Origin of the sequence: Trinickia symbiotica, assembly GCF_002934455.1 — a bacterium.
Taxonomy (GTDB): Bacteria; Pseudomonadota; Gammaproteobacteria; order Burkholderiales; family Burkholderiaceae; genus Trinickia; species Trinickia symbiotica.
The window spans coordinates 130863-150095 of record NZ_PTIR01000018.1 but is presented as its reverse complement, the minus strand read 5'-3'; the positions used below and the strand labels follow the sequence as shown (position 1 = coordinate 150095).

Below are 19233 nucleotides of genomic sequence, written 5' to 3'. Positions count from 1 at the left end.
CGCTAGCGGAAGGATGCGACGAGACGCACTCGGGCGTGCGCGGCGCGTCTCATGCGCCGGGCATCGATTCCTTGAACTTGCCATAGGACATGAGCCGCTGGTAGCGGCGCTCGCGCAAATCCTGCACGCTCATGCCCTGGAACTGGCGCAGCGTATCCGAAAGCGCGCGGCGCAGCAGCGCAGCCATTCCCTTCACGTCGCGATGCGCGCCGCCGAGCGGCTCGTTGACGATCTTGTCGATGAGGCCGAGCGCCTTCAGGCGATGGGCCGTCAGCCCGAGCGCCTCGGCTGCTTCGGGCGCCTTCGCCGCGCTCTTCCACAGAATGGAGGCGCAGCCTTCGGGCGAAATCACCGAATACGTCGAGAACTGCAGCATCAGCAGGCTGTCGGCCACGGCAATCGCCAGTGCGCCGCCCGAGCCCCCTTCACCGATCACTGTCGCGATGATCGGCGTCTTCAGCTCAGCCATGACATACAGATTGTGGCCGATCGCCTCCGACTGTCCACGCTCCTCGGCGCCGACGCCCGGGTAGGCGCCCGGCGTGTCGACGAACGTAAAAATCGGCAGTCCGAATTTCTCCGCGAGGCGCATCAGCCGCTCGGCCTTGCGATAGCCCTCGGGACGCGGCATGCCGAAATTGCGCGCGGCACGCTCTTTCGTGTCGCGCCCCTTCTGGTGACCGATGATCATGCACGGGTGGCCGTTGAAGCGCGCCATGCCGCCGACGATCGACTGGTCATCGGCGAAAGCCCGATCGCCATGCAACTCGTGAAAGTCGGTGAAGATTTCGTTGACGTAATCGAGCGTGTACGGGCGTTGCGGATGCCGGGCGATCTGCGAAACCTGCCATGGCGTCAGGTTCGCGTACAGATCCTTGGTCAATTGCTGGCTCTTCTTCGAGAGCCGCTCGATTTCTTCCGAGATATCGACAGCCGAGTCGTCCTGCACGAAACGCAGTTCTTCGATTTTTGCCTCGAGTTCGGCAATTGGCTGTTCGAAATCCAGAAACGTCGTTTTCATATGTTCCAATCCTGGGGACTTTCGGCAGCGCGTATTCTAACCGCCGCCACGCGCCGCGGCATCGGTCGAAACTATCAGCCCGCAAACTTAATAGGTCACTGCTCGGGCGCTCCGTCGAGGCTGCGCCACATGTACCAGGTGGCTACCGTACGCCACGGCTCCCAATTCGCCGCCACCTCGCGTGCCTCGCTGCGCGTCACCGGCTCCCCGCTGAAGTAATTGACGCTGATCGCACGAATGAGGCCGAGGTCGTCGAGCGGAAGAACGTCGGGGCGAGACAGGTTGAAGATGAGGAACATTTCCGCCGTCCAGCGGCCGATGCCCCGAATCTGGGTGAGCTCGGCGATGACGGCTTCGTCTTCCATCGACATCCATTTGTCGACGTGCAGCGCGCCCGACACGAAGTGCTGCGCGAGATCGATCAGGTACTCGGACTTGCGCTTGGACAACCCGCAGCCGATGAGCCGCTCCTGCCCTAGCCTGATGAACTGTTGCGGCGCGAGCCTCGGGCACGCCTGCTCGATGCGTTCCCACATGGCCTGCGCCGACGGCACGGAGATCTGTTGACCGACAACCGAACGGGCAAGCGTGACGAATGGGTCGCCACCGTTGATCAAATGGACCGGGCCGAATTTCGGAATGAGGCGCTTGAGGATGCGATCGCGCTTTACGAGGTCGGCGCAGGCGCGATCCCAATAAGTCGGTCGCGCGATCTCCGGCTGCAAGCCGCCGATCTGTACCGGAACAGCGGCCTCGGCACTCGAACCGGCGCGCGTCTTGCGAACGATTTCGCCGTCGCGTGTTCCATCGCGCACGAGCGCCTGGACGCCGCTGCCCGAATCGGGCACCGCCAAACCGTTGCCCTTCGTCTTCGTCGCGCGCGCCGCCGACAGCTTCGGCTTCGGCTCAGCCGCGCCGTTCGGGCTCACCGACGCGCGCGTCTCTTTCGTCACGCGCTTTCTCGCTGCGTTTGTCGTCGCCGCGGCTCGCTGCGGCGCAGCGCGCTTGACTGGCGTCTTTCTGGCCGTTGCCATCATGCCTCCCGGCGGTAGCGCGTTTCGCGACGCACGTTCATACGCGGCGCCACTCCGTGAGCCCGCCCGGTTTGTCTTCGAGCGCAACGCCGGCTTCGAGCAACTCGGCCCGAATCCGGTCTGCCTCGGCATAGTTCTTCGCCCGCTTCGCGGCGGCGCGTTCGGCAATCTTCTGCTCGATCGCCGCCTCGTCGATCACGACCGCGATGTCGCCCGCCCCTTGCTGCAAGAATGCCCGCGGTTCACGGCCGAGCAGCCCGAGCGTCGCCGCCAATGCGCGAAGCTGCCGCGCGAGCAAGCGGTCCTGCGTACGATTCACGACGTTGGCAAGCTCGAACAGCACCGCTACCGCGACGGGCGTATTGAAGTCGTCGTTCATCGCCGCACGAAAACGCGCGGCATGGTCTTCGCTCCAATCGAGCGCGCCGTCGTCGGGGCTCACGTCCTTCAGCGCGGTATAAAGACGCGTGAGCGCCGCGCGCGCATCGTCGAGATGAACGTCGCTGTAGTTGAGCGGCGAACGGTAATGTGCGCGAGCGATGAAAAAGCGAACGACCTCGGGATCGTATTTCGCGATCACCTCACGAATCGTGAAGAAGTTGCCGAGCGACTTCGACATCTTCTCGTTGTCGATCTGCACGAACCCGTTGTGCATCCAGTAGTCGACGAACGTCTCTCCCGTCGCCCCTTCGGTTTGCGCGATCTCGTTTTCGTGGTGCGGAAACTGTAGATCCTGCCCGCCGCCGTGCAGATCGAAATGCTCGCCGAGCAGCACGCAGCTCATCGCTGAGCACTCGATGTGCCAACCGGGCCGTCCCGGTCCGTACTTCGACTCCCAGCTCGCACCCGCCGGCTCGTCGGCCTTCGCGCGCTTCCACAGCACGAAGTCGAGCGGATCTTCCTTCGCCTCGTTGGCGGCGACGCGCTCGCCGGCGCGCAGATCCTCGAGCGACTTGCCCGAAAGCGCGCCATAGCGGGCGAACTTGCGCACGGCATAGTTGACGTCGCCATCCGTCGCCTGATAGGCATAACCGTTCGCCTCGAGCTTCTCGATCATGCCGAGCATCTGCGGAATGTAGGCGGTCGCGCGCGGCTCGATGTCGGGGCGCGCGACGCCGAGCGCATCGGCATCCGCGTGCATCGCCGCGATGAAACGATCGGTCAGCGCCTTGATCGTTTCGCCGTTTTCGACGGCGCGGCGAATGATTTTGTCGTCGATATCGGTAATGTTGCGCACGTATGTCACTTGGTATCCAAGCGCACGCAACCAGCGCTGCACGACATCGAACACGATCAGCATGCGCGCATGGCCGATATGGCAGTAGTCGTATACGGTTATCCCGCAGACGTACATCCGCACTTCGCCTGCACGGCGCGGCTCGAACAATTGCTTTTCACGCGCGAGCGTGTTGTAGATGCGCAGTGATTCCATAGAGACGATGCGTGAGCCCCGAGCATTCCGCACTTGGCGACGTGCGAGGCGCCTCGCGAGAACGCTCGAGCGCCTCCGTTCGCAACGCGCCGGTGCGGGTTCGCACCGTCATGCGCCGCTTCGAGCTGCGATCGAGGCGAAAGACGACCACGACTAGGCGAGGAGTTCGCTCGTTCGAGGAAACGAGCAAACGTTTTGTTAGAATGGGCCGGAGTATAACATCCAGACCTGAGCCTATGAAACCTTACAGCGGCCGCATGCAACGGACAGCGGCCCTCGCCGCGACGGCCGTGCTCGGCTTCGCTCTCGCGGCGTCGCCGAGTGCGCCGGCGCATGCGCAAGCGGCGCAAGTGACGACCGACGACACACCGCAAATCGATGCGTCGATCGCGGCACGGAATTGGAATGCGGCCCTCGCCGATCTCGATGCGCGGATCAAGTCGAACCCGCGTGATGCGCAGGCGAAGTTCAAGCGCGGCACCGTGCTCGCGCACCTCGGCCGCGACGACGATGCGATCGAGCAATTCGTCGAATTGACTCAGGCGTATCCCGAGCTTCCCGAGCCTTACAACAATCTCGCCGCGCTCTATGCGAAGCACGGCCGCTATCAAGAAGCGCGCGCGGCGCTGGAGACGGCCGTGAAGGCGAACCCTTCCTTTGGCCTCGCCTACGAAAACCTCGGCGATCTCTATCTGCGGCTCGCCGCCGCGGCTTACAAGCGCGCGCAAAGCGTCGGCCATACGAGCGTCGCCACGAGCGAGCGTCTTGCCGCCGTCGAGAAGATCGTCGCGCAGCCATCCGCCATCACGACGCGGCCCGCTCAGACGACAGGCGCCTCGGCCGCGCAGCCAGCCGTTCCACCTCCGCCGACGCCTTCGTTCGGCGGCGGCGCGAATGGGGCATTTCCCGCTGCTCCCTACGTCGCCCCTTCGAACTGAGACGGGATTCACTTCTTCCCAACGATGAGGATGTCCATGAAACGCTTCTGGTTGGCGCTCGGCAGCGCCGCTCTGATCGCGAGCACGTCCGCGCTCGCGCAAACGGCCGCGACCGCCGCGCATCCGCAAGTGCTCTTGAAAACCAGCGACGGCGACATTCGCCTCGAGCTTTATCCGGACAAAGCGCCGAAGACGGTCGCCAACTTTCTCGACTACGTGAAGTCAGGTCAGTACAACGGCACGATCTTTCATCGCGTGATTCCCGGCTTCATGATTCAGGGCGGCGGGTACACGCAGGCCTTTCAGGAGAAGCCGACGCGCGCGCCGATCCCGATCGAGAGCCGCAACGGTCTGAAAAATGCAGTGGGTACCATAGCGATGGCGCGCACGAGCGACCCGAACTCGGCAACCGATCAGTTCTTCATCAATACCGTCGACAACGCGGGGCTCGATTATCCGAACCCGGACGGCAACGGTTATGCGGTGTTCGGCAAGGTCGTCTCGGGCATGGACGTCGTGAAGAAGATCGAGGGCACGCCCACTACGACGCGCGGCCCGATGGCCGATGTGCCGCAAAAGCCGATCGTGATCGAATCGGCGAGCGTCGTTTCCCAATAGCGGCCCCTACCCGGCCGGCGCAAGATGCCGGCCTGCTCAATGCCTCTTTTTAACGGCACTTTTCCAGGCAAGGAATTTCATCATGGTCGAACTGCATACGAACTACGGCGTCATCAAGCTCGAACTGAACGCGGACAAAGCACCGAAGACGGTGGAGAACTTTCTAAACTATGTGAGGAAAGGTCACTATGACAACACCGTGTTTCACCGCGTCATCGACGGCTTCATGATTCAGGGCGGCGGCTTCGAGGCCGGCATGAAGCAAAAGCCGACCGACGCCCCGATCGATAACGAAGCCAACAATGGCCTGAAGAACGTCAAGGGCTCGATCGCGATGGCGCGCACGAACGATCCTCATTCGGCCACGGCACAGTTCTTCATCAACGTGAACGACAACGACTTCCTCAACCACTCGGCGCCCACGCCGCAGGGCTGGGGCTATGCCGTGTTCGGGAAGGTCGTCGAAGGGCTCGACGTAGTCGAGAAGATCAAGAAGGTGAAGACGGGCTCGAAGGGCTTTCATCAGGATGTGCCCCTCGCCGATGTCATCATCGAAAAAGCGGTCGTCGTCGATTGAGCACAAGCATCTTCCGGGACGCGGGGATTACGGCGCGCCACGACGCGCCGCCCCGCAGCAACGAAGCGACCGTGCCGCACGAGCACGGCCGCACGCGCGGTCATGCGCCGCGCCCGCTGCTCTTCATCTCGGATTTGCACCTGAGTCCCGCCATTCCGCGCACGGTCGCCGCCTTCGAGCACTTTATGCTCGTCACGGCCGATAGCGCCGATTCCGTCTTCGTGCTCGGAGACCTCTTCGACTACTGGATTGGCGACGATACGCTGAAGGTGGACCCATTCGCCGCTCGCGTCGCGGCCGTCCTGCATACCCTTTCCGAGCGCGGCATCGCGCTTTATGTGATGCACGGCAACCGCGACTTTCTGCTCGGCAAACGGTTCATGCGCGCGGCCGGCGCGATCTGGCTGCCCGACCCATTCGTGATGACGGCATTCGGCTCGCGCATCGTGCTCGCGCATGGCGATGCGCTATGCACCGCCGACCACAAATACCAGACGTTTCGGCGATTCGCGCGCTGGCGCGCGGTTCAATTGCTCTTTCTCGCCTGGCCGCTCAGGTGGCGTCGAGCGCTCGCCGAACGGATGCGCACGACGGGCGACGCCGGCAGGAGCCGGCCGCCTTCCCCGCTTTACGACGTCACGAGCGAAAGCGTCGCCGCGTTGTTCAAGTCGAGCAAAACGACGACGATGATCCACGGGCATACGCATCGGCCCGCACGCCACGATGAACGAGGTGGCACACGCTGGGTGCTGCCCGACTGGGACCTCGATCACGGCACGCGGCGCGGCGGCTATTTGCGCATCGATGCCGAGGGCATCCACGTTCTCCCGCTCGACTGAGATGCGCCGACGGGCATCGACGCCCGATCGGGGATCACCGCTCCGAGTTCCCCCCCTGCTCCGATTGCTCAGCGGAAAGAAGACGCGGCGGCTTTTGTCAATGCTGAGCCACCTTCCCTTCGATCGCCGCCGACAAGCGCCGTAAATCCGACAGCGCGCCGTCGGCGCCATGTAGCGCCTCGAGGCGCTCGCCGAGTCGCTCGAGCGCCGCCACGATTTCATCGACGCGCTGACTCTCTTTGGCGGCGTGATCGATGAGCCCATGCAGCGCAAGTGAAACGGGATCTTCAGCATTCGGCGTGATGCCGTACGCGCAAAACGTCGAGCGATCGCTCTTGCGCTTCGAGTCGGCCGGCATGACGATGCGCGCGGGATTGCCGACCGCCGTGCCACCGGCCGGCACCGGCTTGACGACGACCGCGTTGGAACCGATCTTCGCTTCAGCGCCGACCGTGAAGCCCCCCAGAACCTTAGCCCCGGCGCCCACGACGACGCCGCGCTCCAGTGTCGGATGCCGCTTCGCGCCGCGCGTGAGCAACGTTCCGCCGAGCGTGACGCCCTGATAGATCGTGCAATCGTCGCCGACTTCGGCGGTCTCGCCGATGACAACGCCCATGCCATGATCGATGAAGACGCGGCGCCCGATCCGCGCGCCGGGGTGGATCTCGATGCCGGTCAAAAAACGGCCGAACTGCGAAATTGCTCGAGCGAGCCAGCGCCGTCCGGCGAGCCAGCAGGCGTGCGACATTCGATGAAGCACGATCGCGTGCAGCCCCGGATAACAGGTGAGCACTTCCCACGTGCTGCGCGCGGCGGGATCCCGCTCGCGGATCGAGGCAATGTCTTCGCGAAGTCTCGTGAACATGGTGTCGGCTCGCCTGATGAGCGCCACTGCGGCCCCTCCCGGAGCGGCAGCCTACGCATCGTTATGACTCGGTGTGATTTGCTTATGAGCGTCCGGCCGATTGTAATGGCAACCCGCGCCGGTTGCTTCGCGCGCTTTTTTCGCCCTGTGCTCGACAGGGGCATTCGCGCGGCGTCGATCGCCGGCCATCGGAATCGGCCCGCCGCGCTGAAAGCAGGCAGGACGACCGGAGGGGGCACCATTTGGGGCCCCCGAAGGAAGTCCCTTTAGGGACGAACGGGCTACGGACGGTCGTCGCGGCGGGACTTGAGCAGGATGTGCTTGGCGATGCCGCGCATGATGTTGACTTCCTCGTGCTCGAGCGCCGCGCGCGCGAATAGGCGTCTCAGCCGCGACATCAGCTTCTTCGGATTGGCTGGATCGAGAAAGTCGAGCGCAATGAGCGCGTTTTCCAGATGCACGAACATCCGCTCGATTTCGTCGCTCGACGCACGCTGGGCCAGCGCGTCGCCGGCGCCCGTTGCCGTGCGCTCTCCGAGATAGGCGATGCGCAGCTCGTAAGCCAGCACCTGCACCGCCTGAGCGAGGTTGAGCGAACTATAGGCGGGGTTCGCGGGAATATGCACAAGCGAGCTGCATCGCTCGACGTGCTCGTTGGAAAGACCCGTTCGCTCGTTGCCGAAGACGAACGCAATGTCGCCGCTCGCCGCTTGACGGCACGCCTCGCCTGCCGACTCGCGCGGCGCGAGTTGCGGCGGCCCATACTCGCGCGCCCGGGCCGTCAACGCGACCGACCACCGGACACCGGTCAATGCATCGGCGAGCGTCGGCACGGTGCTCGCCGCGGCCAGCACGTCGTCGGCCCCGCTCGCCATCGCGACGGCTTCCGGGTCCGTTTGCACGTGCGCAACGCGCGGCGCGACGAGCACGAGACGCGAAAACCCCATCGTCTTCAACGCACGGGCGGCGGCGCCGACGTTGCCCGGATGGCTCGGCTCGACGAGCACGAAGACGGTAGACGTGAAGCCGCCGCAAGGCCCGCCGGCTCCGCTGAGTGCGGCCGCTTCGGCGTCGAGCGGCGCGTGAGGGTGATTCGGATTCGATGAATTCAAGATGCTGCGGAACGAGATGCTGCGAGAGTGACGAAGGATGGGTACAGCCGCCTGGTTTGGGCTTGCTCGCGCCAATCGATGAACGGCACGCCCGTATGGTATCGCAACGGCCCGAGGCCGCCCCCGGACGACCGCCCGGATCGGCCCGGCGCGTGCGGGTCCGAAACGCTAAGCTCGCCTCGCTTCCTGGTAAAATCACGCCTTGTTCGCGCGTACGGCAGCGCTTGCCTCTCTGGCCATGTACGCGCATTGCTCTTCTTCAATTCGTCTTCGTCGACGGAATGCGTGCCTCTTCCCCGAGTGGGCCCGCAGTCCGGGCGGTCTGATTTGGCCCATTCCGTGGCGGCACTTGCTGTTGCCGCGGCACAAGGAATCTGCTCATGCATCCCATGCTCAACATCGCTGTCAAGGCGGCTCGCCGCGCCGGACAGATCATCAACCGCGCATCGCTCGACCTCGACTTGATCCAGGTCAGCCAGAAGCAGCACAACGATTTCGTCACCGAGGTCGATAAGGCTGCCGAAGCGGCGATCATCGACACTTTGAAGACGGCCTATCCCGATCACTCGATCCTCGCCGAGGAGTCGGGTCGCTCCGAGAACGAATCCGATTACCAGTGGATCATCGATCCACTCGACGGCACGACGAATTTCATCCACGGCTTTCCCTACTACTGCGTCTCGATCGGGCTCGCGCACAAGGGAATCGTGACGCAGGCCGTGGTCTACGACCCGACCCGCAACGATCTCTACACCGCATCGCGCGGGCGCGGCGCCTACCTGAACGATCGCCGCATCCGCGTCGGCCGGCGCGACCGTCTCGCCGATTCACTGATTGGCACGGGCTTTCCGTTCCGCGAGAACGACCGGCTCGATGCCTATTGCCGCCTCTTTGCCGAAATGACGCGCTCGTGCACGGGCCTGCGTCGTCCGGGCGCCGCCGCGCTCGATCTGGCGAACGTCGCGGCCGGTCGCCTCGACGGCTTCTTCGAGCAAGGCATCAGCGCCTGGGATATGGCCGCGGGCAGCCTGCTCATCACCGAAGCGGGCGGGCTCGTCGGCAACTACACCGGTGATTCGGACTTCCTGCATATCGGCGAGATCGTCGCCGGCAATCCGAAGGTCTACGCGCAGATGGTGCCGATACTCACTCCTTACAGCCGCTTGACGCAAAAAGCTTGATACGCCGAATACGGCAGTGGTGTCCGGGTCGGGCGCACGGTACTCGCTCGACAATTTTCGTCCGTGGCTGGATGAAGATGCCGCGGTCAACGCGGCCGAAAGCGTTCCGTCACGCGCGGCGAAAAATCGATCGAATACTGAGCGCGGGCGCGTGACGGCACGTCGCTGATTTGGGTGAGCGTCCCGGGTCTGCATTAGCCATTGGGACGACTGCACGGATTGCCTGCCGAGGTACACTCTCGCCCTATACTCGCAAGCACCAAGAACACGATGGGCAATCCAACTCCGCAGCAGGCATCCGGCGAAACCGATCAGACGCTCGCGAAGCATACGCCGTATATGCAGCAGTATTTGCGCATCAAGGCTGATCACCCCGGCACGTTGCTCTTTTTCAGGATGGGCGATTTTTACGAGCTCTTCTACGAAGACGCGGAAAAGGCCGCACGTTTGCTCGATCTCACCCTCACGCAACGCGGCGCATCGGCCGGCAATCCGATCAAGATGGCGGGCGTGCCACATCACGCGGTCGAGCAATATCTCGCGAAGCTCGTGAAGTTCGGCGAATCGGTCGCCATCTGCGAACAGATCGGCGATCCGGCCACGTCGAAAGGTCCTGTCGAGCGCAAAGTCGTCCGCGTAGTGACGCCCGGCACACTGACCGACGCGGCACTGCTCGCCGACAAAAGCGACGTCTATCTGCTTTCGATCTGCCCCGCGCATAACAAGCGCGGCGTCGTCAATGCGATCGGCCTCGCCTGGCTCAATCTCGCGAGCGGCGCGTTACGTCTCGCCGAAATCGCACCCGACCAGCTCGGCGCCTCGCTGGAACGCATTCGTCCTGCCGAAATCCTCGTGGCCGACGCTCCCGCGGACTTCCTCCCTGCGGGCCTCAACGGTGCGCTGACACGCGTGCCGTCGTGGCATTTCGACGTCACGTCGGGCAAGCAGCGGCTATGCGATCAGCTCGATGTGGCAAGCCTGGACGGTTTCAGCGCGGAGTCGCTCACGAGCGCATGCGGCGCGGCCGGCGCGCTGCTTCTCTACGCGGCTGCCACGCAGGGCCAGCAGCTTCGCCATGTGCGCAGCCTCAAGGTCGAGTATGAATCGGAGTACATCGGGCTGGATCCGGCAACGCGCCGCAACCTCGAGCTGACGGAAACGTTGCGCGGGGGCGAGTCGCCGACACTCTGTTCACTGCTCGACACCTGCTGCACGACGATGGGCAGCCGCCTCCTGCGCCACTGGTTGCATCACCCGCCGCGCGACAGCGGTCGCGCGCAAGCGCGTCAGCAAGCGATCGGCGCACTGCTCGACGCTTCACCGCAAGCGAGCCTCGATTCGCTGAGGGGGTCATTGCGGCGCGTTGCCGACGTCGAGCGAATTACCGGGCGCCTGGCTCTGCTGTCGGCTCGGCCGCGCGATCTGTCCAGCCTGCGCGATACCTTCGCGGCGCTGCCCTCGCTGCGCGCGCTGGCATCGGACGCCGCCGGCGGCGCCGCGGCGCTCGAACGAATCGCGGCGGCGCTCGAGCCGCCCCCCGAATGCGTCGATCTGCTCGCGCGCGCCATCGCCGAGGAGCCTTCCGCGATGGTACGCGACGGTGGCGTCATCGCACGCGGCTACGACAGCGAGCTCGACGAGCTCCGTGACATTTCCGAAAACTGCGGGCAGTTTCTGATTGATCTCGAAGCACGGGAGCGCGCGCGCACCGGCATCGCCAATTTGCGCGTCGAGTACAACAAGGTGCACGGCTTCTACATCGAAGTCACGCGCGGCCAGACCGACAAAGTCCCCGACGACTATCGCCGCCGCCAGACGCTGAAGAACGCCGAGCGCTACATCACCCCCGAACTCAAGACGTTCGAAGACAAGGCGCTGTCCGCTCAGGAGCGCGCACTCGCGCGCGAGCGCTCGCTCTATGACGCCGTGCTGCAGGCGCTGCTGCCGTTCATCGGCGATTGCCAGCGCGTCGCCGCCGCGCTCGCCGAGCTCGATCTGCTGGCCGCACTCGCCGAGCGCGCGCAAGCGCTCGACTGGGTCGCGCCGACGTTCGCGTCCGAAGCCGGCATCGAGATCGAACAAGGACGACACCCTGTCGTCGAAGCGCAGGTCGAGCAATTCGTCGCGAACGATTGCCGGCTCGACGCCGAGCGCAAGCTGTTGCTGATCACGGGCCCGAATATGGGCGGCAAGTCGACGTTCATGCGGCAAACGGCATTGATCGCGCTGCTTGCCTACGTCGGCAGCTACGTGCCGGCCCGCAGCGCGCGTTTCGGCCCGATCGATCGCATCTTCACGCGCATCGGCGCAGCCGACGACCTCGCAGGTGGACGTTCGACCTTCATGGTCGAAATGACGGAAGCCGCGGCGATCCTTAACGACGCCACGCCGCAAAGCCTCGTGCTGATGGACGAAATCGGCCGCGGTACGTCGACGTTCGACGGCCTCGCGCTCGCGTGGGCCATCGCACGCCACCTGCTTGCCCATAACGGCTGCTACACGCTCTTCGCGACGCACTACTTCGAGTTGACGCAACTGCCGGCCGAATTTCCGCACGCGGCCAACGTCCATCTTGCAGCCGTCGAGCACGGGCATGGCATCGTGTTTCTGCACGCCGTCAACGACGGTCCGGCGAGCCAGAGCTATGGGCTGCAAGTCGCGCAGTTGGCCGGCGTGCCGGCCGCTGTCATCCGCGCGGCGCGCAAGCATCTGGCCCATCTCGAGCAACAGTCCGTCACGCATGCGACGCCGCAACTCGACCTCTTCGCCGTGGCGCCCTGCGTCGAAGACGCGCCTGACGACGACACGGATGAGGCCAACGACGCGTCGCCACATCCCGCGCTCGAGCGTCTGCGAGCGCTCGACCCGAACGACTTGAAGCCTCGCGAAGCACTCGACCTGATCTACGAGTTGCACGAGATGGCGAGCGCCCAACATTCGCCGCGCTGAGGCATAGGTGATTCATCGCGTCACGCGGATCGTCGCACCCGCCCTCGCGGTTTGCCTGGCCTTGTCGTGCGCCGAAAAAACCGCTGCGGCCGAGCCTCGCTTCGAGTTCGGCGTCATCTCCGGCACCATGCGAAGCGCGGCGGACGAAGCGATGACGCAACAGCTTCTCAATGCCATCGGTCTCGAGCCGAATATCGCCTTCGTCGTCTATGACGGCAATCTCAAGAGCGCCTCTGAGCGATGCGACGATGCCGTTTACGAGCAGCGGCAGCAAGTGCTCGAAACGTCGCGCGTCCCACTTGTCGTCGTTCCCGGACAGCACGACTGGGCCGATTGCGACCGCGCGCAAGCAGGAAATTACGACCCAACCGAGCGTCTCGACTTCTTGCGGCAGACCGTGTTCGCCGATAACTCCGCGTCGCTCGGGCAATCGACGCTTGCGCTCACCCGTGAAAGCGAAGTCGCACGATTCCATGCCTATCGGGAAAACGTACGCTGGCAAGTCGACGACACCCTATTCGTCGGCCTCAACGTGGTCAGCGGAAACAATCATTACTCGAATGCCGGCGGCCGTAACGGCGAATACGACGACCGCGCCATCGCGACGGCGTTCTGGCTCGAGCATGCAGCCGAATACGCGCGGCGCCGCCGCGCGCATGCGCTCGTCGTCCTCATCGAGGGAGCGCCCGATTTCGAGCGCTACGAGCGTGCGGATCGATTCTCGTGGCTCAGATTCGACCGCAACAGGCCTCGCGATGGCTATCTGGAATTCAAGCGAAGCCTGGTGAAAGCGGCCCAGATTTTCCGCGGACCGGTAATCGTCATTCACGAAGGGTCGAAGCCCCTGCCCCACGGCTTTTCAATCGATCAACCACTCTTTGACGACAAGGGCGACCGTCTCGCGAACCTGACACGGATCGCAATCGGGCCGCACGAGCCGGTGACGCAGTGGATAAAAGTCGATGTGAATTTCGCGAAGGCGCCGCCACTATTGGTGTCGCTGAGACGGATGCCGAAGACCCCGCCTCAACCCGCTTCGCAACCGCCCGCGGCGCCGCTCGAACCGGCTCCGTGCGCTTCGGGCATCATGCCGGTTCCGCCGCCGATCCCACCGTCGACGCCGGCCGCCGAGCCCCCGCTGCTACCCAGGTCGGCAGAGAGAGAGCCGGCGACGACCCCGCCACTCATTGCGCCCACCATCGCGCCTGAGCTGAGTCAGCCGCCGGCCGGCATGCCGGGCCGCGGTTCAATGCAAGGTGGGAGCTGACGAGTCGTCCTCGTCCTCGTCTTCGTCGTCGAGAACTTCGATGCCTTCCGCGCCGTGGGCGTGCGCATGCTCTATCTCGTCCGCCGTGGCCGGCCGTACTTCCTTCACCGTCAGGGCGAAGCGCAGCGCCATGCCGGCAAGCGGATGATTTCCGTCGAGCACGACTTTATCTTCGGCCAGATCCGTCACCGTGTAGATCAGCGCGTCGATCTCGTCGTCGCTGTCCTCTGGCGTTCCTTCGAACTGCATGCCCACTTCCAGCGGCTCCGGAAACCGACTGCGCGGCTCGATCTTCACGAGTTCGGGATCGTACTCGCCGAACGCATCCTGCGGCTCGAGTTGGATCTGAGTCTGGAACCCCGGTTCGTGTCCATCGAGCTCTTCCTCGATCTTAGGGAACGTGCCATCATAGCCGCCGTGCAGATAGACCATCGGCTCTTCGCTTTCCTCGATCAGGTTGCCTTGCGCATCCGACAGCTTATAAGCGACCGACACAACGGTGTTCTTCGCGATTTTCATCAAACTCTCCCAAAATACGGTCTCATTATACGATGCCGAAGCGGCCCCTCGACCAACCGACCTCCCCCGCCGCTCCCTCCCGTTCCGCCGTTTCACCGCCCGTGCCTGACCAGCCGACGTCCCTTCTCGCCAACCTGTCGCCCTCGCAATTCATGCGGCGCCACTGGCAGAAAAAGCCACTGCTCGTGCGTCAGGCCCTGCCCGGGATCGTCCCGCCGTTGTCGCGCGACGAGTTGTTCGAGCTGGCCGCGAGCGACGACGTGGAAGCCCGACTGATTTCTCATTTTCGCGGCGCGTGGCGTCTGGAACACGGTCCTTTCGGCAGTGACGACCTGCCCGGCCTCAAGCGCCGCGAATGGACGCTGCTCGTGCAAGGTGTCGATCTGCATGACGATCGCGCCCGCACGATGTTGGACCGGTTCCGGTTCATTCCTGACGCGCGGCTCGACGACCTGATGATCTCGTATGCCACCGACGGTGGCGGCGTGGGACCTCATTTCGATTCGTATGATGTTTTTTTGCTGCAAGTGCACGGGAAACGGCGCTGGCGAATCTCCGCGCAAAAAGACCTGGCATTGAAAGATGGATTGCCATTGAAAGTTTTACAGCATTTCGAACCGGAAAACGAGTGGGTGCTCGAACCGGGCGATATGCTTTATTTGCCGCCGCACATTGCGCACGACGGGGTGGCAATCGGCGAGTGCATGACCTGCTCGATCGGCTTTCGTTCCCCGTCGGCCAGCGAACTCGTCGGCCAGTTCCTCTACCATCTTGCCGAGCGAGGCTCGGCGGCCCGGCTCGCTCATCCAGATGGGCGCTACCGCGACCCGGCGCAAGACGCCGCGACGCGCCCAGCGCAATTGCCGCAGGCCATGATCGATCAAATCGGCGCGATCCTTGCTCGCATCCGTTGGGATGAGGGCGACGTCGCATCGTTCATAGGCAGCTATCTCAGCGAACCGAAAGCGCACGTGGTTTTCGACCCGCCGGAAATCGGCGCCAGCATTGCGGCATTCACGCGCCAGGCAACGCGAGCGGGCGTCCGGCTTGATAGGAAGACATCGTTGCTCTATGGCAAGCGCAGCTACTTCATCAATGGCGAGGAACATCGGTTGCCGTCGCGCAAAAAGTGGCTCTTGGAGCTTGCCGACAGACGCCGCCTCGAAGGGAAACGCTTTGTAACACTCTCTGATGATTGGTCAATGACAGCGTTGCTGCACGAATGGTATCTTGCCGGCTGGGTTCGGATCGGCGCATTTGCGTGACAGGGTCCCCCACCCGGAGAAAACGTGAAATTTTGTATGTGAAAGGCAACGTATTGACCCCGGTTTGTCGACGGTCAGTACGAAAGTGCATATAATTTCCGCCCAAGCCGTGGGGAAGATTCACGCTCTGATGTGCGTCCCACCAGCGGCTCAAGGTTGGTGTTGAAGCACATTACCGGTAATATTTCGCGCTGTTGCTTACCTTTAACCATAAAAGGACGTGATCATGAAGAAATCCCTCCTCGTTGCATCCCTGTTGGCTGCCGTGGCCCTGGCTGCGTGCAACAAGAGCAGCGACCAGAACGCTGCCGCGCCGGCCAGCGATACGTCGGCCGCTTCTGCGCCGGCCGCCGCTGCTTCGGATACGGGTGCTGCTTCGAGCGCTGCTGCCGCAAGCGAGTCGGCTCCTGCTGCTGCTCCCGCTTCGGAAGCTCCGGCCGCGTCCGCTGCAGCTCCGGCCTCGGGTGCGAGCCAGTAAGCTCGCCGCCTTCATGGCAAGAAAAAACCGGCCTGTGGGCCGGTTTTTTCTTGGCCTTCACGCCTGATTCCGCTTGGGCTAACCGCCAACCAGTTCAAGCCAGGCGAATCCCTCCTCCTGCGACGCGACGACGACGTCGTCGGCCGGCGCGCCCAGCACCATGGCCAATGCCGAACGAGCCAACGCCGGAAGGTTGTTCTGTTGACTCAGATGCGCGGCGACGAGATGCTTCAAGCGCGTCCGGTCCAACGCCGCGAGAATCTCCGCGGCCGCATCGTTGCTCAAATGCCCATGTTTGCCGCCGATCCGCGCTTTCAACGATTGCGGATAACGGCTGGCGGCCAGCATGCCCAGGTCGTGATTGCATTCGAGCACGAGTCCGTCGCAACCGCTCAGCACCTGCGTGATATGCGGCGTGGAAACGCCGACGTCAGTGAGCACACCCAAGCGATTCACACCGTCCGAAAAGACAAATTGCAGCGGCTCGCGCGCATCGTGCGGAACCGTATAAGGACAGACCTGCAGATCGCCAATGCCGACGGTCTCATCGCCCCAGAGGACATGCAAATCGACGTTGGCTTCGTCCGCACCGACCGCACGCGCCGTTCCCCAACTCGTGTAGAGCGGTAGCGCCCATTTGCGCGCGACCGTCAGCGCGCTGCCAATGTGATCGCTATGTTCGTGGGTGATGACGATCGCATCCAGTTGCTCGATGCAGCGGTCTAGACGAGCAAGGCGCCGTTCGAGCTCTTTGGTCGAGAACCCGCAGTCCAGGAGCACGCGCGTCGTCGTCGCGCCGCTCTGGGCCTCGACGATGAGCGCATTGCCCTCGCTGCCGCTGCCTAAGCTGGCAAAGCGCATCGCACGTTCAGTTCAGCTGCGCGTGCAGCAGCGTCAAAATCCGCTGTGCCTCGGTGGACGTCACGACGTTGCCGCTGGTGTCGACGATCGAGACCTGCGTTTGCGTATCGCTCGTCGGCCGTACGTTGACGAGGAACTGAGGGCCCTGCTTATCGGCCGTCGGCTTGCGGTAGAACAGCTTGCCGAAAAGGCCATCGCGCTTGAGCTCCTCGGCCGAATCCGCGTAGCGGACGTAGTAGATCCCCTTCGCGCGATCGCGGTTGTCGACGGTGAAATTCGTCCGATCGAGCGCAAGCCCGACACGCAGCCACGCCCGGTCGAACGACTCCGGCAGATCGAGGCTCGTCTCGCCCCCGCTCATCTCGATCTTCGCGGGCGCCGCGGCAGGTCGCGCGTTGGCCAGCAGTTCCTTCGACTGCGCTTCGGTCAAACCGAACTTCTGCATCATCTTCGTCAGGAACACGGCTTCGAGCACGGGGTTGCGCGGCCGCTCGACCCAGCGCGAAGAGTCCTTGTCCTGCCCCGTCAGCACTTCCTCGAGCGCGCTATGCGTGATCGAAATGTCGGTCGCCCCATCGGGGCCGCGCGCGACGAGCGTGCGAAAACGATCACGCGTGCCGGACGAATAGGCGAAATCGATCAAACGCCCGACGGTGCGGCGGAACCAGTCGTCGGGAATGTTCGCGCGATTCTCCGCCCAGGCCGTTTCCATGATGCCGGTGGCTGGCGCGTCGGTTGCCAGTGCGAAGCCGTTCTCCTGCCAGAACGCCTGAAGCTGAGGCCAGAGCTGTTCCGGCGAGCGGCCGTCGACGACGAGCCAGCGGCGGTCGCCATCGCGCTCGATATGCATACCATAGGGATCTTGCGCGCTCGGCACGCCTTCCGTCGCATTGCCGGCGACAGTCTTATTGCGCTGCGGCGCACCGCCCAGCGCCGCGCCCACGGGCGGGGCCGTGTACTGCTGCGCCGGCGCGGCGGCAGTCGTCAGATCGCCCGGCACTTTCAGGGGCGGAGCGGACCCCGTCGCCTTGTAATCGACCTTATCGCCGGAGAACCAGTCGTTGAGAGTGTCGCACCCGGCAAGCGTGGTGCCGAACGCAAGCACGAGCGCCGCCGTGCAGATGGCGCGAGTGGAAAATGCGGAACGTTTCATGGAGCCCTTCGTGATTGCCAAGCGCATGCCAGCCGCGGCCAAGCGCGTCAGTCGAGAACGACGTCGGTTAGTTGAATTCAGTTGCGGTTGCCGGCTCGCCCCGAGCGGCCGGCATCGCACCCGACGCTTCAGCGCAGCGCGCCTGCCTCGCGCAATGCGGCACGCACGACTTCGTGGTAGCGCGCATCGAGCGGCGTCAAAGGCAAACGGATTCCCCCCTCGATTCGCCCCATTTCCTGAAGCGCCCATTTCGCCGGAATCGGATTCGATTCGACGAAGAGATTCTTGTGCAGCGACAGCAAGCGCAAATGAATTTCGCGCGCCGTCTTCGCATCGGCCGCGAGTGCCGCTTTGCAGAGCTCGCTCATCGCGCGCGGCGCAACGTTCGCCGTCACCGAAATATTGCCGTGCCCGCCGAGCAGCATCAGCGCGATCGCCGTCGGGTCGTCGCCGCTATAGATGGCGAAGTGGGCCGGTGCGGCCTTGATGAGATGCGCCGCACGATCGATATTGCCCGTAGCCTCCTTCACGCCGACGATGCCAGGAACCTGCGCGAGCCGAAGGATCGTCTCGTTGGACATGTCGGCCACCGTACGGCCCGGCACGTTGTAGAGGATCACGGGAAGATCGACGGCCTCGGCGATCTTCCGGAAATGGCGGTAAATGCCTTCCTGCGTCGGCTTGTTGTAATACGGCACGACTTGCAGCGTGGCGTCTGCGCCGACCGACTTGGCGCGCTCGGTCAACTCGATCGCCTCGGCCGTCGAGTTGCCGCCTGCGCCGGCGATTACGGGGATGCGGCCGGCCACCTGCTCGACGGCCGTCTTGATCATGAGAATGTGCTCTTCGACCGTCAGCGTGGCCGATTCGCCGCTCGTGCCGACGACGACGAGCGCATTCGTGCCCTCTTCGATCTGCCAGTCGACGAGCTTGCGAAATGCCGCCAGATCGAGTCCGCCGTCTTCGTGCATCGGCGTGACGATTGCAGGAATGCTGCCGCGAATCCGCACGCCGCCGGAGGTGCTGCCTGATGTGCCGTTAGCCATGAAACGCGATGAATTCGATTCTAAAAGCGCGATTGTAGCGGATTGGCCGGCCGAAATCGTAACGGTGCCGACCCTGAG

The 19233-nt window shown here is 63.8% G+C and carries 18 protein-coding genes; 9 read left to right on the top strand and 9 right to left on the bottom strand.

The genetic code is table 11. The annotated features are described in order from the left end of the window. Positions 1-49 precede the first annotated feature (49 nt). The 3 genes from B0G57_RS23175 to cysS all read right to left on the bottom strand — a co-directional run bounded on the left by B0G57_RS23175 (position 50) and on the right by cysS (position 3487). Positions 50-1021 carry an acetyl-CoA carboxylase carboxyltransferase subunit alpha gene (locus B0G57_RS23175; protein WP_018440176.1) on the bottom strand — a complete coding sequence of 324 codons (972 nt, stop codon included), beginning with the start codon at positions 1019-1021 and terminating at the stop codon, positions 50-52. A gap of 95 nt (positions 1022-1116) precedes the next feature. After that, on the bottom strand, positions 1117-2055 hold the full coding sequence (locus B0G57_RS23170; RefSeq protein WP_026229577.1) for a DNA-3-methyladenine glycosylase family protein: 939 nt from the start codon (positions 2053-2055) through the stop codon (positions 1117-1119). Positions 2056-2092: 37 nt separating this feature from the next. Then, positions 2093-3487, bottom strand: a complete 1395-nt coding sequence (cysS, locus tag B0G57_RS23165; RefSeq protein ID WP_018440178.1) for a cysteine--tRNA ligase — start codon at positions 3485-3487, stop codon at positions 2093-2095. Between the two features lie 236 nt (positions 3488-3723). On the opposite strand from cysS, the gene B0G57_RS23160 reads away from it, so the two are divergent. The 4 genes from B0G57_RS23160 to B0G57_RS23145 all read left to right on the top strand — a co-directional run bounded on the left by B0G57_RS23160 (position 3724) and on the right by B0G57_RS23145 (position 6459). Further along, positions 3724-4425 (top strand): tetratricopeptide repeat protein, encoded by a 702-nt coding sequence (locus B0G57_RS23160; protein WP_018440179.1) that lies wholly within the window; start codon positions 3724-3726, stop codon positions 4423-4425. 36 nt (positions 4426-4461) lie between these two features. Further along, the gene (locus B0G57_RS23155; protein ID WP_018440180.1) at positions 4462-5043 is read left to right on the top strand and encodes a peptidylprolyl isomerase; all 582 of its coding nucleotides are present in this window, start codon (positions 4462-4464) and stop codon (positions 5041-5043) included. An 82-nt stretch (positions 5044-5125) separates the two neighbouring features. After that, positions 5126-5620: a peptidylprolyl isomerase gene (locus B0G57_RS23150; RefSeq protein WP_018440181.1), complete on the top strand. Its 495-nt coding sequence runs from the start codon at positions 5126-5128 to the stop codon at positions 5618-5620. After that, positions 5617-6459, top strand: coding sequence for a UDP-2,3-diacylglucosamine diphosphatase (locus tag B0G57_RS23145; protein WP_018440182.1), 843 nt, complete (start codon positions 5617-5619; stop codon positions 6457-6459). The genes B0G57_RS23150 and B0G57_RS23145 overlap by 4 nt, the downstream gene beginning before the upstream one ends. A gap of 97 nt (positions 6460-6556) precedes the next feature. Here the strand turns inward: B0G57_RS23145 and cysE are convergent, their stop codons facing one another. Then, a complete protein-coding gene (cysE, locus tag B0G57_RS23140; RefSeq protein WP_026229579.1) occupies positions 6557-7324 on the bottom strand; it encodes a serine O-acetyltransferase in 768 nt (255 codons plus the stop codon). A gap of 281 nt (positions 7325-7605) precedes the next feature. Then, positions 7606-8436 (bottom strand): RNA methyltransferase, encoded by an 831-nt coding sequence (locus B0G57_RS23135; RefSeq protein ID WP_018440184.1) that lies wholly within the window; start codon positions 8434-8436, stop codon positions 7606-7608. 380 nt (positions 8437-8816) lie between these two features. On the opposite strand from B0G57_RS23135, the gene B0G57_RS23130 reads away from it, so the two are divergent. The 3 genes from B0G57_RS23130 (at position 8817) to B0G57_RS23120 (ending at position 13833) form a co-directional block, all read left to right on the top strand. Further along, entirely contained in the window at positions 8817-9617 is an 801-nt protein-coding gene (locus tag B0G57_RS23130) for an inositol monophosphatase family protein (RefSeq protein WP_018440185.1), read from the top strand. A 270-nt stretch (positions 9618-9887) separates the two neighbouring features. Next, entirely contained in the window at positions 9888-12566 is a 2679-nt protein-coding gene (gene mutS / locus B0G57_RS23125) for a DNA mismatch repair protein MutS (RefSeq protein WP_018440187.1), read from the top strand. A gap of 7 nt (positions 12567-12573) precedes the next feature. Next, positions 12574-13833 carry a hypothetical protein gene (locus B0G57_RS23120; protein ID WP_018440188.1) on the top strand — a complete coding sequence of 420 codons (1260 nt, stop codon included), beginning with the start codon at positions 12574-12576 and terminating at the stop codon, positions 13831-13833. On the opposite strand, the gene B0G57_RS23115 is transcribed toward B0G57_RS23120, so the two are convergent. Beyond that, complete coding sequence (locus tag B0G57_RS23115) at positions 13813-14352, bottom strand: FKBP-type peptidyl-prolyl cis-trans isomerase (protein ID WP_018440189.1); 540 nt, start codon at positions 14350-14352, stop codon at positions 13813-13815. The two genes, B0G57_RS23120 and B0G57_RS23115, sit on opposite strands and share 21 nt — an antisense overlap. A gap of 32 nt (positions 14353-14384) precedes the next feature. Between B0G57_RS23115 and B0G57_RS23110 the strand changes: the two genes are divergently transcribed. Together B0G57_RS23110 and B0G57_RS23100 are read left to right on the top strand one after the other, a co-directional pair. Continuing rightward, the gene (locus B0G57_RS23110; protein ID WP_083925584.1) at positions 14385-15617 is read left to right on the top strand and encodes a cupin domain-containing protein; all 1233 of its coding nucleotides are present in this window, start codon (positions 14385-14387) and stop codon (positions 15615-15617) included. A gap of 226 nt (positions 15618-15843) precedes the next feature. Beyond that, positions 15844-16095, top strand: a complete 252-nt coding sequence (locus tag B0G57_RS23100) for a hypothetical protein (RefSeq protein ID WP_035468533.1) — start codon at positions 15844-15846, stop codon at positions 16093-16095. Between the two features lie 78 nt (positions 16096-16173). On the opposite strand, the gene B0G57_RS23095 is transcribed toward B0G57_RS23100, so the two are convergent. From B0G57_RS23095 to dapA, 3 genes are all read right to left on the bottom strand, one after another. Then, a complete protein-coding gene (locus tag B0G57_RS23095; protein ID WP_018440191.1) occupies positions 16174-16956 on the bottom strand; it encodes an MBL fold metallo-hydrolase in 783 nt (260 codons plus the stop codon). A 7-nt stretch (positions 16957-16963) separates the two neighbouring features. Continuing rightward, positions 16964-18109, bottom strand: coding sequence for an outer membrane protein assembly factor BamC (bamC, locus tag B0G57_RS23090; protein WP_026229581.1), 1146 nt, complete (start codon positions 18107-18109; stop codon positions 16964-16966). A 128-nt stretch (positions 18110-18237) separates the two neighbouring features. After that, positions 18238-19155, bottom strand: coding sequence for a 4-hydroxy-tetrahydrodipicolinate synthase (gene dapA / locus B0G57_RS23085; protein ID WP_018440193.1), 918 nt, complete (start codon positions 19153-19155; stop codon positions 18238-18240). Between the last annotated feature and the right edge of the window lie 78 nt (positions 19156-19233).

Coding starts and splice junctions, on each gene's coding strand:
- B0G57_RS23150 (WP_018440181.1), top strand. CDS start 5,126: ATGGTCGAACTGCATACGAACTACGGCGTCATCAAGCTCGAACTGAAC.
- B0G57_RS23155 (WP_018440180.1), top strand. CDS start 4,462: ATGAAACGCTTCTGGTTGGCGCTCGGCAGCGCCGCTCTGATCGCGAGC.
- B0G57_RS23110 (WP_083925584.1), top strand. CDS start 14,385: ATGCCGAAGCGGCCCCTCGACCAACCGACCTCCCCCGCCGCTCCCTCC.
- cysS (WP_018440178.1), bottom strand. CDS start 3,487: ATGGAATCACTGCGCATCTACAACACGCTCGCGCGTGAAAAGCAATTG.
- B0G57_RS23170 (WP_026229577.1), bottom strand. CDS start 2,055: ATGGCAACGGCCAGAAAGACGCCAGTCAAGCGCGCTGCGCCGCAGCGA.
- B0G57_RS23130 (WP_018440185.1), top strand. CDS start 8,817: ATGCATCCCATGCTCAACATCGCTGTCAAGGCGGCTCGCCGCGCCGGA.
- dapA (WP_018440193.1), bottom strand. CDS start 19,155: ATGGCTAACGGCACATCAGGCAGCACCTCCGGCGGCGTGCGGATTCGC.
- bamC (WP_026229581.1), bottom strand. CDS start 18,109: ATGAAACGTTCCGCATTTTCCACTCGCGCCATCTGCACGGCGGCGCTC.
- B0G57_RS23100 (WP_035468533.1), top strand. CDS start 15,844: ATGAAGAAATCCCTCCTCGTTGCATCCCTGTTGGCTGCCGTGGCCCTG.
- cysE (WP_026229579.1), bottom strand. CDS start 7,324: ATGTTCACGAGACTTCGCGAAGACATTGCCTCGATCCGCGAGCGGGAT.
- mutS (WP_018440187.1), top strand. CDS start 9,888: ATGGGCAATCCAACTCCGCAGCAGGCATCCGGCGAAACCGATCAGACG.
- B0G57_RS23115 (WP_018440189.1), bottom strand. CDS start 14,352: ATGAAAATCGCGAAGAACACCGTTGTGTCGGTCGCTTATAAGCTGTCG.
- B0G57_RS23095 (WP_018440191.1), bottom strand. CDS start 16,956: ATGCGCTTTGCCAGCTTAGGCAGCGGCAGCGAGGGCAATGCGCTCATC.
- B0G57_RS23160 (WP_018440179.1), top strand. CDS start 3,724: ATGAAACCTTACAGCGGCCGCATGCAACGGACAGCGGCCCTCGCCGCG.
- B0G57_RS23175 (WP_018440176.1), bottom strand. CDS start 1,021: ATGAAAACGACGTTTCTGGATTTCGAACAGCCAATTGCCGAACTCGAG.